Below are 16,304 nucleotides of genomic sequence, written 5' to 3'. Positions count from 1 at the left end.
CTCAGGAGAATCGAACCTTGGTGTTCAGGCCCTTCTGCTCCAACACCTTGATCTTGGTGCCGGTGGCCGGCAGCTTCACGCCGTGGTTCGGCAGCTCCGGGAACCAGTACTGCTTGGTGTCGTCGAACAGCGGCTGCGCCGCCTGGCCGCGGATGTACTGCGGCTGGCTGTTGAGGTGCAGCGTGAACGAGTCCGCCTTCTTCAGGCTGAACGGCGCGTCGTAGACCTGGATCCGGGCCCGCCAGGGCTGGCCGGTCAGGTTGTAGATCGGCCGGGGCCGGGAGTCGATGATCAGGTTCCGGCCCTCACCCGGGTGCGCGAAGGTGTCGTTGTCCGCCCACCGGGTGTTCCAGTACGAGATCAGCAGACCCTCCTGGTACGCGTAGTGGTCCACGTAGTCCGGCTTGGTGTTGGCGTACCCGAAGAAGTACGGGCCGGTCTTGAGGTACTTGTCGTACGAGATGTACTGCCGGGTGCCCGCGATGTAGTAGTTCGCGAACTTACGGGTGTAGGTCTCCTCGACCACCTCGAAACCACCGGCCAGGGTCCAGCCGGCCCCGCCGTCCTCGGCCCCGTCGGTGAAGACCGTGGCGCCGTCGGCGGTCAGGGTGAGGGCGTCACCGAAGAAACCACCCTCGGAGACCGCACCGTCGGTCTGGTACCGCAGCCGGAACCCGACCTGGTTGCCGACCACCCCGTCCAGCGGGATGGTGACGTCCACCCACTCGTCGTCGGAGCTGCCGTCCAGGGCGAAGCGGCCGGGGGAGATCTCCTTGAGCGGCTGGCCGTCGGCCGTACCGGGCTGCGGAGTCCAGGTCTGTCCACCGTCGATCGAGGTCTCGAAGAACAGGTAGTCGTACTCCGCCTCGATGCTGTAGCGGCCCTTCATGGACAGGGTCGCGGACGACTTCCCGGTCAGGTCGAAGGTCCGGGTCATGGTGCTGTTCAGGTCGTCCGCGTTGCCGGAGAAGAACTGCTTGGTGCCCTCGAAGGGTGCACCGTTCTCGAAGGTGTACTCCCGCTCGGGCAGCACCACCACGGCGGCCTGGGCCTCCTTGGTGTTGTACTCCTGCGGGCCGAGCACCAGGGTCCGCTTCTGGCCGGCCACGATCACCTCGTAGTCGAGCCAGCCGAGCTGGAGCTTGTTCCAGGCACCCAGGTCACCGCCGCGCTCGCCGATGCCGCCGTCGTTCTTGGCACCCAGGCGGCTCTGGGCCATCAGGGTCCAGTGCTCGTTGTTGTTGTCGCCGCCGCTGAGGACGTTGTAGTCGTCCGGCAGACCCAGGTCGTGGGCGTACTCGTGGTAGAAGACGCTGCGACCGCCGTTCTCCGGCTGGATGGTGTAGTCGCCGATCCAGATGCCGGTGTCGCCGATCTGGGTGCCGCCGGCCGGGAAGTTCGGCGGGCCGGTACGACCCTGGTCGGAGGCGTACGCGTACCAGCGGTGGCTCCAGATGGCGTCCTCGCCGTAGATCGGGTCACCGTCGGCCATGTCGCCACCGGCGTGCACGATCTGGAAGTGGTCGATGTAGCCGTCCGGCTCGTTGAAGTCGCCGTCACCGTCGTGGTCGTAGCGGTCCCACTGGTCCATGGCCCGTACGTCGGCGGCGATCTGGGCGTCCGTGCGGCCGGCGGCCTTCTGGTCGGCCACCCACTGGTTGGCGGCGTCGCGCACCAGGGCCCACACGTTGGAGCAGACGATCGAGTCACAGGGGTAGCCGTTGGAGCGGCCGTACCGGGCCTGGTTGTAGTTGACCTTGACCCAGTTGCTGACCACGCCGTCGACGCTGTATCGACCCGAGGACTGCGCCTCGTAGTACTGCTTCACGGACTCGTCGCCCGGAGCGGTGCCGAAGTAGAGCTTGCGGAAGTGATCGGCGTCGTAGTTCGGCTGCCACACCGTGGAGTTGTCGACCCGCCGGTCCGGCTGGGGGATCTGGTTGTGCAGCGGCCCGTCGAACCGGGCGGGGCCGGGAACATCCGGGTCGGTGTCCTGGTCCGGGTAGTTCGGGTGCCGCTCGTCGCCGAACTCGGCCAGGATGACGAAGATCTGGTCGGTCTTCTCCCGGGAAAGCTCGACGTACTGCTTCTCGGTGGGCCCCTTGCCGCCCTTGGGGGTCTTGGCGTTGCGGCCGGCCTTACCACCACGGACGGCCCGGTCACCGACCTTGGCCACCGTGCTGCCGTTGATCCGTTCGGTCTTGACACGGCCCGAGAGGACCTCGCTCAGGCCCTCCTGGCGCAGTGCGCGACGCTTCTCTTCCAGCGGGTTCGGCAGGTCGTGTTCGGCATGGGCGGGCTCGGCGACCGACGGCGCGGCCGTCGGCGGCTCCGCGATCGGCGCGGCGGAGGCCGAAGCACCGACCGTCAGTCCCGTCGCCGTCAGCGAAAGCCCGAGCAGACCCACTGCGACTTTCCGCACGTGGTACCTCCGGATTGAGGAAACCGGCCCATCAGGGGTGGCAAGCCGGTGAGATCGGCCCCTACGGATGGGGCCACTGGTGAACTTAGGCACTAGTGGGGTCCGTGGGAAGGGGTAACCATCGATTTTATGGCAGTGAATTGCCGACAGGTCTGCCCACTGTCACAACCTCTGCCCGGGTCCACCCGACGTCCGTGCAGGTCCGGACAGACATCGACGGGTGGCGGTCCGCACCGGACCACCACCCGTCGAGGGGCACGACAGGTCAGTCCTCGTCGGACTTGCTCCCGCCCATGCCGGAGGCGATCAACTCCATCACGGAGGAGTCCTGCAAGGTGGTTACGTCACCGAGGGAACGGTTCTCCGCCACGTCCCGCAACAGCCGCCGCATGATCTTGCCCGATCGGGTCTTGGGCAGCTCCGGCACCAGCATGATCTGCCGGGGCTTGGCGATCGGGCCCAGGGTCTTCGCCACATGGTTGCGCAGATCGGCGATGAGCTGCTCACCCGCCTCGCCGGCGACGTCGGCGGTGCCGCGCGGAATGGCGAAGGCGACGATCGCCTGGCCGGTGGTCGGATCGGTGGCACCCACCACCGCCGCCTCGGCCACCGAGGGGTGCGAGACCAGCGCCGACTCCACCTCCGTGGTGGAGATGTTGTGCCCCGACACCAGCATCACGTCGTCCACCCGGCCGAGCAGCCAGATGTGCCCGTCGTCGTCCTTCTTCGCCCCGTCGCCGGCGAAGTAGATCCACTCGTCACCGCCGGTGCCGCCGGCACCCGCCCCGAACCGGGACCAGTAGGTCTCGATGAACCGGTTGTCGTCACCCCAGATGGTGCGCAGCATCGAGGGCCAGGGCTCCCGCAGCACCAGGTAACCGCCACCCCCGTTGGGCACCGACTGACCCTGGTCGTCGACCACGTCGGCACTGATGCCGGGCAACGGAGTCATCGCCGAACCCGGCTTGGCGGCGGTGACCCCCGGCAGCGGCGAAATCATGATGCTGCCGGTCTCGGTCTGCCACCAGGTGTCCACGATGGGCAACTCACCTCGCCCGACATGCTGCCGGTACCACATCCACGCCTCGGGGTTGATCGGCTCACCGACGCTGCCCAGCAGGCGGAGGGTGGACAGGTCGTACCCGGCGGGGATGTCCTCGCCCCACTTCATCATGGTGCGGATCAGGGTCGGGGCGGTGTAGAGGATGGTCACCCCGTACCGGTCGACGATCTCCCAGAACCGGCCCTTGTGCGGGGTGTCCGGGGTGCCCTCGTACATCACCTGGGTCGCGCCGTTGGAGAGCGGGCCGTACACGATGTAGGAGTGGCCGGTCACCCAACCGATGTCCGCCGTACACCAGTAGACGTCCGTCTCCGGCTTCAGGTCGAAGATCGCGTGCGAGGTGTACGAGGCCTGGGTCAGGTAGCCGCCGGTGGTGTGCAGGATGCCCTTCGGGCGGGCCGTGGTGCCGCTGGTGTAGAGGATGAACAGCGGATGCTCGGCGTCGAAGGCCTCGGCGGTGTGCTCGGTCGAGGCCTGCTCCACGGTCTCGTGCCACCAGTGGTCCCGCGACGACCAGTCGACCTGCTCCCCGGTCCGGCGGACCACCAGCACATGCTCCACCGAGGGGCAGTTGGCCACCGCCTCGTCCACGGTCGGCTTCAGCGCGGACGGCTTGCCCCGCCGGTAGCCGCCGTCGGCGGTGATCACCACCTTGGCGGAGGCGTCCTGGATCCGGTTGGTCAGCGACTCCGCCGAGAACCCGCCGAACACCACACTGTGCGTGGCGCCGATCCGGGCACAGGCCAGCATCGCGACCGCCGCCTCCGGGACCATCGGCAGATAGATCGCCACCCGGTCACCGGCGACCACCCCCAGGTCGGTCAGCGCGTTCGCCGCCTGGCAGGTCATCCGGTGCAGGTCGGCGTAGGTGATGGTGCGGGTGTCGCCCGGCTCGCCCTCCCAGTGGATGGCCACCTTGTCGCCCCGACCGGCCTCGACATGCCGATCCAGACAGTTGTACGCCACATTCAACTGCCCGCCGACGAACCACTTGGCGAACGGCGGATTCGACCAGTCCAGCACCTGGTCCCACGGCCGCGCCCAGGCCAGCCGCCCCGCCTGGCGCTCCCAGAAGGCCAGCCGGTCGCCTTCGGCCTCGGCGTACGCCTCGGCGGTCACATTGGCCTCGGCGGCCAGTGCCGCTGGCGGCGGGAACTGGCGGGTCTCGTTCAGCAGATTGGCCAACGCCTCGCTCATGCCAGCCCTCCGCTTCGCTGCGTGCTGCCATGAGGCACTTGGGCGCTGCATTGATGATTCGCTCGCTGGCCCTCGCTCATGCGGTGCTCCTCGTCGTCGGGTGACCTGCGCCTCTCCGGGGCAGGTTAGTCGGGGCCGACGACCATGGCGACGCAAGCCACCCGCCTCCGTCGCCCAACGGACCCTCTCGCGCGCCGAGGTGCAAAACGGTCCCGATGAACGCCGCCGGCCCCCTCCTGGTCGCAGGAACCCCACGGCGTACGGGTGGTGTCCGTCGCCTTGCCGGTGACTGCGGCGCGGGCCGACCGGCGGGCTCGATAGCGTGACGGGGTGACGACCGACCCGCTGGCACCGCTGCTCGCGCTCGCCGACATCGCCGAGGCCGTCGAGCAGGCCCGGACCCGCTTCGACACCGCCCTGGGTCACCGGGCCCTGCGCCGACACGGCGGCCAGGTCGCCGCTGAGGTGAGCCTGCGTTCCGCGGTCGCCAGCGCCGCCCTGGAGGGCCGGGTCCACGAGCGGGAAGCCGTCCGGGCCGGTACGGTGACCGACCCGGTGCTCCAGGGGGCGCTGCGGGTGGCCGGAGCACTGCCCGGGCTCAGTGACCGCTGGACCAGGGCCCCCCGGCAGGTGCTGGCGAAACTGCACGTACTGGCCGGCCGGGAGGTGGTCGAGGCCGCCGAACTGGGTCGCCCGGTCGAGGATCCGGTGGTCGCCGCCCGACTGGACGCCCTAGTCGGGCTGGTCGCCGGAGGCACCAAGGTCCCGCCGCTGGTGCTGGCCGCCGTCGTACACGGGGAACTGCTCAACCTGCGTCCGTTCGCCGGCCCCTCCGGGGTGGTGGCCCGGGGCGCTGCCCGCCTGGTGCTGCTCTCCAGCGGCTTCGACCCGCGGGGCCTGCTGGCGATCGATGTCGGCCACCGCGAGCGCGAACCGGAATACGTCGGCGCCGCCGGAGCCTTCGCCACCGGCACCCCGGACGGGCTCCGGTCCTGGCTGCGCCACTACATGGCGGCCGTCGAGGTCGGCGCCGACCAGCTGACCGAGATCGGCGACGAGGTCCTGGCCGCCAGCTGAACCCGGGCTGCCGAGTGGCCGGGGTGGGCTGAGGCCGGGTGGTGGCTCAGACCGGGCTGTCGGGTGGGCTCGGGCCGGGTGGTTGGTCAGGCCGGGGTGGTCGAGGCGCGGGTGCGCCGGTGTCGGCCGTACCAGGCGATGCCGATCGCCACCCCGACACCCACCCCTAGCGCGGCAGCGGCTACCGGGACTCCCGGCCGCTCCCGCAGCCGACGGCCCAACGGAATCGGATGCCGGAACTCCAGCACCGGCCAGGCGTTCTCGACGGCCAGCCGGCGCAACTGCCGGTCCGGGTTGACCACGCTGGGGTGCCCCACACACTCCAACAGCGGCCGATCGCTGTACGAGTCGGAGTAGGCGTACGAGTCGGCCAGGTCGTAGCCGCGCTCCGCAGCCAGCTCGTTCACCGCCTCCACCTTGCTGGGCCCGGCCGCGTAGAACTCCACCTCACCGCTGTACCGGCCGTCCACCACCGCCATCCGGGTGGCGATCACATCGGTGACACCGAGCAGCGCCCCGATCGGCCGCACCATCTCCTCACCCGAGGCGGAGACCAGCACCACGTCCCGACCGGCGGCCTGGTGCTCCTCGATGAGGGCGGCGGCCTCGGCGTACACATAGGGGTTGATCAGCTCGTGCAGGGTCTCGGCGACGATCTGCCGGACCTGTTCCACCTGCCAGCCCTTGCAGAGGGCGGCAAGATAATCCCGGGTACGGGCCATGGTCTGCTCGTCGGTGCCGCCCAGCCGGAACATCAGCTGCGCGTACGCCGACTTGACCACATCGCGTCGAGTGATCAGGCCATCCCGGTAGAACGGCCTCCCGAACGCCAAGGCGCTCGACTTGGCGATGACGGTCTTGTCCAGATCGAAGAAAGCGGCACTTCGGCCCACGGCGCGAAAGTCTAGCCCGATGGTCTATGGTCGGCGGGTGCCCGGGGGTCGAACCTCCTCGGACCTGCGGGGCAGCCCTCACCACGCTTGCGGACGGTGATCGCGGTCACACTCTGCGAACAGGATTTCGCGGGGAGTGAGGCTACACCACTCGACGTACCCAGGCTCACTCAGGCAGACTTGTCCACAGAACGAGTATTCATATCGCGTACGACCCGCAGACTCTCGGCGGTTGCACCCCCCGTGACCGCTGAGCAGGTTCGGCTCGACCCCCCCGGAGCCGAACCTCGACGACCCCCGTCTCCCCCCGACGGGGGTCGTCCCTTTGGTAGGTAAGCGCTGCCCCGCGGGCCACAGATCGTCTCTGGTCCCGCCAGCGCCCTCATCTGACGGGGTGTGCCGGTCAAGTTGCGTCCGCGCGGCCCGCAGCTGGTCCCGCACTGCACCCGACAGGTTCTTGGTCACCGTGTCTCACCCTTCGGAGCGAACAGCCGCGTGGGTACGAGGACTTGCGTGCGTTCGCCGTGTCGATGGGGTGGGGCGACCTTGGTGCCCTCGACCCAGATCCACTGCTCCCGCTCGGGTCGGTTGAGCACCAGGCGAACCCCGGTGACCCGGAGCATCATCGGCCCGTCGGCAGGGCAGTAGCGGTCGGCAGCCTCGATGCGCAGCACCGCGCCGAGTCGTACCCGTAGGTCAAACACCACGCCTCCTCGTCGTCCGCCGTGCCGTTCCCGCCGGGCTGGCGGGTTTGGGGTTGATCTGGAGGCCGGCGATCTGCGCGAAGACCTCCCGCCGCGCCATCGCCGCCCCGGTCCTCGGGTTGATGGCGTAGCCGGTGAGCCACACCCAGCCGTCATACGTCGGCCGATCACAGATCGAGGACACCCGCAGCCAAAGCGCCCGGTCCCCGCCGAACTGCACCGACGCCCGACCGTCCAGCAACACCAGGTCACCCGGATTCGGGACACCCGGCCTGCGAGGTTCCGGCCTGCGAGGCACCGAGGCGGGCGGGCTTAGTCGGAACCGTCGTTCGGGTCGCGGTCCCATGCCAGCACCCACCCCGGGCCAGCCTCAGCAGGCGACCGAACGGCCGGACCCCGCACGATCCAGGCAGGACCGCCGGGCCATGCGCCGGCCAGCGGGCGATCCGTGCCCGATAGCGCGGACCTCAGCCCGCGCGCGGACGTACTTCCAGGTCCGACCCGCGCAGGACGCACAGGCGCCAACCCGCACCACGCCGGGTGCAACGGGCTGGATGGTGCAGCCGGACGGGATCAAGGATGATCCAGACGTGTTCGGAACTTCCGCAGCGCCAAGCATCACGGTCTCCCACCAACCAGGCATTAGAACTAGCTCTATATGACCGGATGAGGTGCGGCCCTGTCAATAGAGCTAGCTCTAATGTGCGCGTGTCGGGCACACTTGCTGGTTGGGGGCAGCCCTATGCGGGCGCATGGCTAGGAGGAGCGAGTGGGCATCGGGTACCGGGATCTGGCCGCGCTCCTGCGCCAGGCCATCCAACGCGGCGACTATCCCGAGGGCAGCACCCTGCCGAAGCAGGATGAGATCGCCGCCGAGCACGGCGTCAACATCAACACCGTCCGGCAGGCGGTACGCGTCCTCGAAGCCGAAGGGCTGGTCACGCCCGTCCGTCGGCGCGGCACCGTCGTCCGCCCACGCGTGGCGATGAAGCGCCTCGGCACCGACCGCTACGCCAAGAGCAAATGGAAATCCGGGCTCGTCGCCTTCGCCGCCGACCGCGAGGCCACCGGCCGCGCCTGGACGCCAGGCGACCAGACCAACGAGGTACGACTGACCGAAGCTGACGCCGAAGTCGCCGCAGCACTCGAACTCCCGCCCGGTGCACCCGTCTACGAGCGCACCCGCCTGGTCAAAGAGGCCGGCGTACCGACCCACACGCTGACCAGCTACTACCGCCGCGAAGATGTGGAAGGCACATCCCTGGTCGACCCGACACCAGGGCCAGCCGGCCGAGGCGGCGGCTTCGCCATCCTCACTGCCCGAGGCTTGGAGCCGGACACCATCACCGAGACCGTGCACGCCCGCATGCCCACACCCGAGGAAACCGACCTACTCCAGCTCCCCGCCGGAGAACCTGTGATGATCCTGCACCGCACCACGTCCACCCACGAGGGCCGACCAGTCGAGTTCGCCCGCGGAGTGCACGCCGCATCCCGCTTCACCTGGTCGTACACCTTCAAGATCCCCGGCTGAGAGTCACACGATGTCCACGACTCCCCCGACCATCCCGGCAGAGCACCGCGCGGATGTCGAGTGCCTGTGGAACTACCACCACATGCACCACGAGATCCGGCCCGTTGACGTCGGCATCGGGCTCGGTAGCCATGACCTCGGAGTCGCCAAGATCGCCACCGATCTCTACCACCAGAGGATGTACCCGCACCTGGTCTTCACCGGCGCCAACGCCCCGACCACCATCGAGACCTTCCCCCGGGGCGAAGCCGTCCACTACCGGGAGTACGCCATAGCCCACGGCGTGCCAGCCGACGTAATCCTCATCGACACACGAGCCAAGAACACCGGCCTGAACATCGAGTACACCCGCGCACTCCTTGCCGAGCACAAGATCCAAGCCAGGTCGGTGATCCTGATGTCCCGCCCGTACCAACAACGCCGGGCGTACGCCACCTGCAAGAAGCTCTGGCCCGAGGTCGACGTGATCTGCGCGTCCCACCCGCTCTCACTCGACGACTACGTGGCCAGCATCGGCAACACCAAGAAGGTCATGGACATGCTCGTCGGCGACACCCAACGCATCGACAAGTACGCCGAACTCGGTTACGCCATCCCCCAGCACGTCCCCGACGAGGTCCGCGCCGCCTACACCCGCCTGGTCGACGCCGGCTACACCAGCCGACTCGTGCAGTAAAGCGGCAGCTACAGTAGCCCGCCGAGAGGCGTACAGGTCGGCGAGGAAGTCGTCCAACTCTTCGTCGGACTCGAACAGGTCCGGCCGGGCAAGGTCGTCAACGGAGGCGACCGGCCGCACGCCCTGACGGCGGGCCAACTCCTCCACCGGCACGTGCTCAGCGGTCGGCCACTCGGGTATCCGCTCGGCGTTGCTCGACATCCCGACCCACCTCCTCGACCACATACCGTCACTCATTGTCGCACGGTCAGCACCGGCACCACCGCCACTCGGGCGCGCGGAAAGCCGGCGACACGGTAAGCCCTCCGGCCGGCCGAGTCGCCAGCAAGCCCACGGGGACAGCATGGACCCACCGGGGTGAGGCACGATCTGCGTCATGGTGGGCCTGAGATCGGTGATCGTGGTGGCTCCGATCTTCCTGTGCTGGTGAACCGGCTCGGACCCGGCTCGCGGCGACAACAGACCCTGCCGCTGTACGTGATGGTGGTCTGGCTGTCGACGGTGGCGTGTGCCCTCGTCGTCGTACTCAATCTGCCGGACCCACACGACTGACCGCTGGTGGCCGTTGGGCGTCACCGGCGGTCCTGCTGTGGTGTGACGGTAGGTCGGCTGGAGTTGGCGAGGTCGATGCGCCAGTTGTTGCTGCGCATCAGGGAGCCGCTGCCCGGCGGGTACTCGAAGTCGCAGGGGCCGAGGAGGGTGAAGCCGAGGCGGTGGCAGAGCGCGTTGGAGGGGGCGTTCCCGACTGAGGGGAACGCGTGCAGGCTGTGGGGCGCGTCGGAGCGGCGGGCGATCTTCCGGACGATGGTGATCAGGGCGGCGCCGGCTGCGGTGGCGATGCCTCGGCCCTGGTAGGGCGGTAGGACGTTCCAGCCGGTCTCGTAGATCTGCTCGCCCTGCCAGTCACGCTGGTGGTAGGCGATGCTGCCGACCATGTCGTCGCCGAGCAGTACGGCGAACATCCGGCCGCGGCCGGTTACCGGCATCGCGAGGTATCGGCGGTGCCGGGCGAGTAGCTGTTCCTCCCGCTCGATACCGCCGACATGTCGACGCATCTGCGGGGTGTTGATCCGGCGCAGGAGGTCGAGGGCGGATTCCGACCACGGTTCAAGACGAATGTCCATGCCGCGCAGCCTGGCAGGCGACGAGTTCGACCGGGCAGTGGTGACCGACTTCGATGCAGGCCTAGCGGACCACAGCGCGGGCAGGGGTGGTGGTGGGCTCGAAGCAGACCAATGCCCTACCTCGGCCACCGGTCACCACCCACGGATGCCCGACATAGGTGTGCTGCCGGTACGAGGCCGACGGTTGGAGGACGGCGTACTGGCGTCGGTGGCCCTGGTAGTCCAGCCAGTGGATGGTCACCGGATGTGACCTGTGGTTGACGAACTCGATGCTGGTCTCCGGGCCACCGCTGACCGAACGCATACCCCACTCCCGCGATGGGGGCAACGGGGTGAGTTCTCGCGGCTCGGCCGGACGAGGGCTCGGCGTCGGTCGTACCGTCCGGCTCGGCGAGGTGCTCGGCCTGGCGCTGGGGGCAGCCGGGCTGGCGCTGGGGGCAGCCGGGCTTGTCCTGGTCGCCGAAGGCGACGGCGAGCGGGTGGGTGAGGACACCCGACTGGGCGCGGTCGGGCGGGTGGAGGAGACCCCGCCCACGGAGGACGAGGCCTGCGGGGCGGAGGGGGTCAGGGTGCCGGGGGGTGGCCAGGGCAGGTCGGGGGCATGAGGCCAACCGAACTGGCCGGGCGGAGTGGGTGGTTCGGCGGTCGGTGACGACGGGGTGGTCGGCCAGAGCGCGGTCAGCAGCAGACCGAGCACGGCGGCACCCACACCCGCCAGCATCAGCCGGTGGGAACGGCGGCCGGTGGGCTGCGATATCGGATCGACTGCCAGGACGACCGGCTCGGGTACGAGTGGTGGTGGCCGGTCGTCGGCGGAGCCCGGGATGACCGACAGGGCGGTCCTGACCGGGGTGGCGGGGAGGGCCGGCGGCATGGTGTCCGAGTCGGGATCGGGCAGCCAGGGACCGATCCGAAGCCGAGGTTGCCTGCGTACGTGGTCGTGATCTGGCGACTGTGTCATGACCCCGATCCGGCGAGGATTGCCGTCCCGCCGACGGCAGCGGAGACCGATTATGCGTGGTTCATGACACTCCTGACCATGGGCGAAGTTCGATGTGGACACTCGGTGAGCGCTCGGCAACACATAGCAGATCAACAGGTCTGGTGGGCGTTGTCCACAGAAGGGTTGGTTATCCACAGGGCGGGCGTTCGGGGCGGCTTCAGGGGCGGCACGGCAGGCATGGTTCGGCACAGCGAACCCGCGCTGACCGTTGGAGGCCGCGATGCCGTCCCGTACCTCCGTTCCGCCGCCCCGGAGACCGCCGTTGGTGGTCACCGCCGACGGTGACCTCCTCGATGACCTGCTTCGACTCGCCGCCGCGGGCGCCGTCGAGGTGGAGGTCGCCGCTGATCCGGCCGCCGCGCGTACCCGATGGCAACCGGCTCCGCTGGTGCTGGTCGGTACCGATCAGGCCCAACCCTGCCTGCGGGCGCGGCTGCCCCGGCGGTCCCGGCTGGTGCTCGTCGGTCGGGCCGAGGACCTAGATCCCGGGTGGCAGGTCGCGGACCTGCTGGGCGCGGAACATGTGGCCGTGCTGCCGGCGGCAGAGCCGTGGCTGGTCGACCGGTTCGCCGAATGCGGTACCGATGGTGATGCGCAGGCACGGGTGGTCGCCGTGGTGGGTGGGCGCGGCGGTGGCGGGGCGAGCATCCTGGCGGGCGGGCTGGCGGTCACCGCCGCCCGAGGTCGGTTGCGGACCCTGCTGCTCGACGCCGACCCCCTCGGCGGCGGTCTGGACCTGGTCCTCGGCTGGGAGCAGTTGGAGGGGCTGCGGTGGCCGGCGCTGTCCGGGGCCGACGGTCGGGTGGACCCACCCGCTCTGGTGCGGGCCCTGCCCAGCCGAGGCGACCTGGTGGTGCTCTCCTGGGACCGGGGCGATCCGGTGGCCGTGCCGGCCGAGGCCATGGCCTCCACCCTGGATGCGGCCCGACGGGGCCGGGACTTCGTCGTCGTCGACCTGCCCCGGCATTTCGACGACGCGGCCGTCACCGCCTTGCAGGCCGCCGATCGGGTTTTCGTGGTGGTGCCCGCCGAACTCCGGGCCACGGCCGCCGCCGCCCGGGTGGTGTCGGTGGCCGCACCGCACTGCCAGGACCTGTCGGTCATCGTCCGTGGACCGGCTCCCGGGCGACTGCGCGCAGCGGAGGTGGCTAGGGCCCTGGGGTTGCGACTGACCGGGACCCTGCGCCCCGAGCCGGGCCTGTGTCGTGGGCTTGAGCGAGGCGAGGCCCCGGCGGCCGGTGGGCGCGGCCCACTGGCGGAACTCTGCCAGCGGATCGTCGCCGACCTGACCGGCCGTACCGTCACGGGTGCGGCATGACCGGGCGGCCGCTGGCGGCCCGGGTCCGACAACGGATCGCCGCCGCCACCACCCCGGTCACCCCGGCCACGATCGTCTCGGCGGTACGCGCCGAGGCCGACCCGGCCGTCCTGGGCGACACCGCCCTGCTGCGGATGGCCGACCAGGTACGCGACGACCTGGTCGGGGCGGGCCCGCTCGCTCCGCTGCTGGCGGACCCGGAGGTCACCGACGTACTGGTCAACGGCACCCGGGTGTGGGTGGACCGGGGGCAGGGGCTGTACCAGGTTCCGGTGCCGGTGGGCACGGTGGACGATGTCCGTCGGCTCGCGCAGCGACTGACCGCCGGTGCCGGTCGCCGCCTCGATGACGGCTCACCCTGCGCCGACGCGCGGCTGGCCGACGGCACCCGGTTGCACGCCGTACTGCCGCCGGTGGCGACTGACGGCCCGTACCTGTCGCTGCGGACCTTCCGGCAGCGGCCCTTCACCCTGGACGAGTTGGTGGCGCAGGGCGCCGTGCCTCGTCCGGCCGCGTCGCTGCTCGCCGCCGTGGTGGCGGCCCGGCTGGCCTACCTGGTGATCGGCGGGACCGGGTCCGGCAAGACGACCCTGCTGAACACCCTCCTCGGCCTGGTGCCGGCCACCGAACGGATCGTGCTGGTCGAGGACGCCGCGGAACTGCGGCCGTTGCATCCACATGTCGTCGGGTTGCAGGCCCGTACGGCGAACGTGGAGGGGCGCGGCAGTGTCGGCCTGAGTGAACTGGTCCGGCAGGCGTTGCGGATGCGACCGGATCGTCTGGTGGTCGGCGAGTGTCGAGGCGCAGAAGTCGTTGATCTCCTTGCCGCCCTGAACACGGGCCACGATGGTGGCGCCGGCACCCTGCACGCCAACGCCCCGTCGGATGTGCCGGCCCGGTTGGAGGCCCTGGGTCTGCTCGGTGGGCTACCCCGTCCGGCGTTGCACGCCCAACTGGCTGCGGCCCTTCAGGTGGTCGTTCAGATCCGGCGTACGACGCGGGGGCGGGCCTTGGAGTCGGTCTGCCTGCTGCTGCCCGAGGGGCCGGAGCGGCTGGTCAGGGCGGTGCCGGCCTGGGTTCGGAACCAGGGGGTCGGCCCGGCGGGACCGGCGCTGGCCGCCCTGCTCCGCGACCGGGAGGTCCCGGTGCCGCCGATCCTGGACGAACCTTCGCCGAGGTCACTGGGGCACGCCGCCGGAACGACTGCGGTGGCGACGAAGCCCGGAGCAGCGGCATGAGCGACCGGTACTGGTGGTTGCTGGCGCTGCTGGGCCTGCTCGTCGTCGCGGCCCTGCCGGTCCGCAAGTTGGTCGTCCGAGCCGCCCGGTCCAGCCGGGCGGAGGGGGAGGCGCTGGTCGACTGGATCGTCACCCTGCGAGAGGCGGGGGACCGGCCGCTGACCCAGTCCGCCGCGATCCGGCCCGTCGGGCGCGAATGTGCCGTCCGTCAGCCGGCCGTCCTCCGGGCGGCGCCCGCCGGAGCACCGGCCCCGACCCGCCCGCCACAGTGGCGGGGAAGCCGACGCCCCCCGACCTCAAGCCGTACGCCCTTCATGCCGAGCGGTTCCGAGGTGGGTCGTACCGACCCGGTGATCGAGGAGTCCCGGCCGGTGTCCAGCCCACCGGTTCGGACCGTCGCCACGGAGACCTCCCGCTGGTCCGGGTTACCACGGCGCTACCTGCTCGTTTTTCTGCTGCTCGGAGCCGGGGTGTCCGGGTTGCTGGCCGGGCCGGTGGCGGCGGTCGCCTGCGGCGGGTACGGCGCGCTGGGCGTGCGGGCGTGGCACCGACACGGTGCGGAGGCCCTCCGGGTCCGGACGCGACATGAGCGGTTGGACCAGTTGTGTGCCCTGGCCGCCGACCTCAGGGCCGGACTGCCGGTGCCGGTCGCCGCCGAGACCTTGGGGCTCGCTCCGGTGCCGACCAGCCCTCGGGTATTGGCGGCCAGCGCGCCCGCCGCCGGGTCGACGGCCGGAAGGCAGCGAGGTTGGCGGACCGGCGACCCGGATGAGTCCGCCGGGCCCGAGGGCCGGTCTTCGGACGGTCACTCCCGGTCGGCGAGCCGGATCGCCTCACCGGACCGGCCAGGGCAGTTGGCCCAGGCGGCGGTGCGGCTAGCCGAGCGTACGGGGGCGCCACTGGCCGATCTGATCGAGCGGATCGAGGCCGACGCCCGCTCCACCGACCGGGGAGTGGCCGCTGCCGCCGCGCAGGCGGCAGGTGCCCGCGCGACTGCCTGGTTGCTGGCGGCCCTGCCGTTGGGCGGCATCGGCCTGGGCTACGGCATCGGGGTGGATCCGCTTGAGGTGCTGCTGCACACCCCGATCGGTGCCGGGTGCGCGGCTGCCGCCATCGCCTTGCAGGTGATCGGGCTGCTCTGGGCGGACCGCCTGGGCACGGTCGCGGACGGGGCAAGCTGATGTCCGCCCTCACCCTGTCAGTGGGTTGCCTGGCCGGGGCCGTGCTGCTCGCCATGGTGGCCGTCGCCCGGCGACGTCCCCGCCGACGACTACGCCGGTTGACCGAGACCCCGACGGTCGACCCCGGCGTCGGCCGGGCCCGGTCCGGCCGGGGTCGGGCGCCCGGTCGCGGTACCGGCGGCGGTGCTGACCGGGGCTCGGTCGGCCATGCCGCCCGAGAATCTGGCGGCGATGGCACCGGTACGCCCACCAGCTCTCGCAGCGGCCTCAGCCGCCGACTGGACCGCATCCGCCTTGCCGCTGCTCTGGCCGGGGTGGCCGTGGCAGTACTGCTCGAAGGCTGGTTCGGCCTGCTGGTCGGGCTGCTCGTCACGGTGTTGCTGGATCGACTGCTCCGGCGGATCGAGCCTCCTGCCGTCCGGAACCGGCGGCTGCGGGCCGCTGCGGATCTGCCGCTGGCCGCCGACCTGATGGCGGCGGCCCTGCGGGCCGGGGCACCGGTGGAACGGTGCGTCATCGCGGTGGCCGACGCCCTCGGCGGCCCGTTGGCCGACCACCTGCGACGGGTCGGCCGGACCCTGCAACTCGGCGGGTTGCCGCAGGAAGCCTGGGCGCATCTGGCCGCGGTGCCGGGTGGGCAGCGGGTGGCCACCGCGGCCGTCCGCTCGGCCAGCAGCGGGGCCGCCCTGGCCGGGGCCCTGACCCGGCTGGCGGATGACCTGCGCGCCGACCGGGTCACCACGATCGAGGCGGCTGCCCGCCGCTCCGGGGTGCTGATCGTGCTGCCCCTGGGCCTGTGTTTCCTGCCCGCCTTCATTCTCGCCGGCCTGGTGCCGGTGATCGTCGCCGTCCTCGGCGACGTGCTGTGAACCCA

General features: G+C 70.6%; 16 protein-coding genes. 9 read left to right on the top strand and 7 right to left on the bottom strand.

Going from position 1 to position 16,304, the window contains the following annotated elements:
- Nucleotide 1: 1 nt before the first annotated feature.
- Together ABZ795_RS06165 and acs are read right to left on the bottom strand one after the other, a co-directional pair.
- Entirely contained in the window at nt 2–2,407 is a 2,406-nt protein-coding gene (locus ABZ795_RS06165) for an immune inhibitor A domain-containing protein (protein ID WP_357529673.1), read from the bottom strand.
- 280 nt (nt 2,408–2,687) lie between these two features.
- Nucleotides 2,688–4,682: an acetate--CoA ligase gene (gene acs / locus ABZ795_RS06160; RefSeq protein ID WP_357529341.1), complete on the bottom strand. Its 1,995-nt coding sequence runs from the start codon at nt 4,680–4,682 to the stop codon at nt 2,688–2,690.
- A 330-nt stretch (nt 4,683–5,012) separates the two neighbouring features.
- Between acs and ABZ795_RS06155 the strand changes: the two genes are divergently transcribed.
- Nucleotides 5,013–5,759: an oxidoreductase gene (locus ABZ795_RS06155; protein WP_357529339.1), complete on the top strand. Its 747-nt coding sequence runs from the start codon at nt 5,013–5,015 to the stop codon at nt 5,757–5,759.
- Between the two features lie 86 nt (nt 5,760–5,845).
- Here the strand turns inward: ABZ795_RS06155 and ABZ795_RS06150 are convergent, their stop codons facing one another.
- From ABZ795_RS06150 to ABZ795_RS06140, 3 genes are all read right to left on the bottom strand, one after another.
- Complete coding sequence (locus ABZ795_RS06150; RefSeq protein WP_327023206.1) at nt 5,846–6,652, bottom strand: HAD-IB family hydrolase; 807 nt, start codon at nt 6,650–6,652, stop codon at nt 5,846–5,848.
- Between the two features lie 461 nt (nt 6,653–7,113).
- Nucleotides 7,114–7,356: a hypothetical protein gene (locus ABZ795_RS06145; protein WP_357529337.1), complete on the bottom strand. Its 243-nt coding sequence runs from the start codon at nt 7,354–7,356 to the stop codon at nt 7,114–7,116.
- Nucleotides 7,349–7,600 (bottom strand): hypothetical protein, encoded by a 252-nt coding sequence (locus tag ABZ795_RS06140; RefSeq protein ID WP_357529335.1) that lies wholly within the window; start codon nt 7,598–7,600, stop codon nt 7,349–7,351. Before ABZ795_RS06140 ends, ABZ795_RS06145 begins: the two co-directional genes overlap by 8 nt.
- Before the next feature lie 525 nt (nt 7,601–8,125).
- On the opposite strand from ABZ795_RS06140, the gene ABZ795_RS06135 reads away from it, so the two are divergent.
- From ABZ795_RS06135 to ABZ795_RS06125, 3 genes are all read left to right on the top strand, one after another.
- Nucleotides 8,126–8,890 carry a GntR family transcriptional regulator gene (locus ABZ795_RS06135; protein WP_357529333.1) on the top strand — a complete coding sequence of 255 codons (765 nt, stop codon included), beginning with the start codon at nt 8,126–8,128 and terminating at the stop codon, nt 8,888–8,890.
- Between the two features lie 10 nt (nt 8,891–8,900).
- On the top strand, nt 8,901–9,566 hold the full coding sequence (locus ABZ795_RS06130; protein ID WP_357529331.1) for a YdcF family protein: 666 nt from the start codon (nt 8,901–8,903) through the stop codon (nt 9,564–9,566).
- 426 nt (nt 9,567–9,992) lie between these two features.
- On the top strand, nt 9,993–10,118 hold the full coding sequence (locus tag ABZ795_RS06125; protein ID WP_357529329.1) for a hypothetical protein: 126 nt from the start codon (nt 9,993–9,995) through the stop codon (nt 10,116–10,118).
- A gap of 20 nt (nt 10,119–10,138) precedes the next feature.
- On the opposite strand, the gene ABZ795_RS06120 is transcribed toward ABZ795_RS06125, so the two are convergent.
- Both ABZ795_RS06120 and ABZ795_RS06115 read right to left on the bottom strand, forming a co-directional pair.
- Nucleotides 10,139–10,690 (bottom strand): GNAT family N-acetyltransferase, encoded by a 552-nt coding sequence (locus ABZ795_RS06120; protein ID WP_357529327.1) that lies wholly within the window; start codon nt 10,688–10,690, stop codon nt 10,139–10,141.
- A 61-nt stretch (nt 10,691–10,751) separates the two neighbouring features.
- A complete protein-coding gene (locus ABZ795_RS06115; protein WP_357529325.1) occupies nt 10,752–10,994 on the bottom strand; it encodes a hypothetical protein in 243 nt (80 codons plus the stop codon).
- 28 nt (nt 10,995–11,022) lie between these two features.
- Here ABZ795_RS06115 and ABZ795_RS06110 point away from each other — a divergent pair, with 28 nt between their 5' ends.
- The 5 genes from ABZ795_RS06110 (at nt 11,023) to ABZ795_RS06090 (ending at nt 16,299) form a co-directional block, all read left to right on the top strand.
- A complete protein-coding gene (locus tag ABZ795_RS06110; RefSeq protein ID WP_357529323.1) occupies nt 11,023–11,295 on the top strand; it encodes a hypothetical protein in 273 nt (90 codons plus the stop codon).
- Nucleotides 11,296–11,913: 618 nt separating this feature from the next.
- Complete coding sequence (ssd, locus tag ABZ795_RS06105; protein WP_357529321.1) at nt 11,914–13,011, top strand: septum site-determining protein Ssd; 1,098 nt, start codon at nt 11,914–11,916, stop codon at nt 13,009–13,011.
- Nucleotides 13,008–14,249, top strand: a complete 1,242-nt coding sequence (locus ABZ795_RS06100; RefSeq protein ID WP_357529319.1) for a TadA family conjugal transfer-associated ATPase — start codon at nt 13,008–13,010, stop codon at nt 14,247–14,249. Before ssd ends, ABZ795_RS06100 begins: the two co-directional genes overlap by 4 nt.
- Nucleotides 14,246–15,430: a hypothetical protein gene (locus ABZ795_RS06095; protein ID WP_357529317.1), complete on the top strand. Its 1,185-nt coding sequence runs from the start codon at nt 14,246–14,248 to the stop codon at nt 15,428–15,430. Before ABZ795_RS06100 ends, ABZ795_RS06095 begins: the two co-directional genes overlap by 4 nt.
- Nucleotides 15,431–15,708: 278 nt before the next feature.
- Nucleotides 15,709–16,299: a type II secretion system F family protein gene (locus tag ABZ795_RS06090; protein ID WP_357529671.1), complete on the top strand. Its 591-nt coding sequence runs from the start codon at nt 15,709–15,711 to the stop codon at nt 16,297–16,299.
- Nucleotides 16,300–16,304 lie beyond the last annotated feature (5 nt).

It is taken from the genome of Micromonospora sp. NPDC047134, from assembly GCF_040643455.1.
Taxonomy (GTDB): Bacteria; Actinomycetota; Actinomycetes; order Mycobacteriales; family Micromonosporaceae; genus Micromonospora.
Note: the sequence above shows the minus strand (reverse complement) of the source record. Positions and strands in the feature narration are given on the sequence as shown.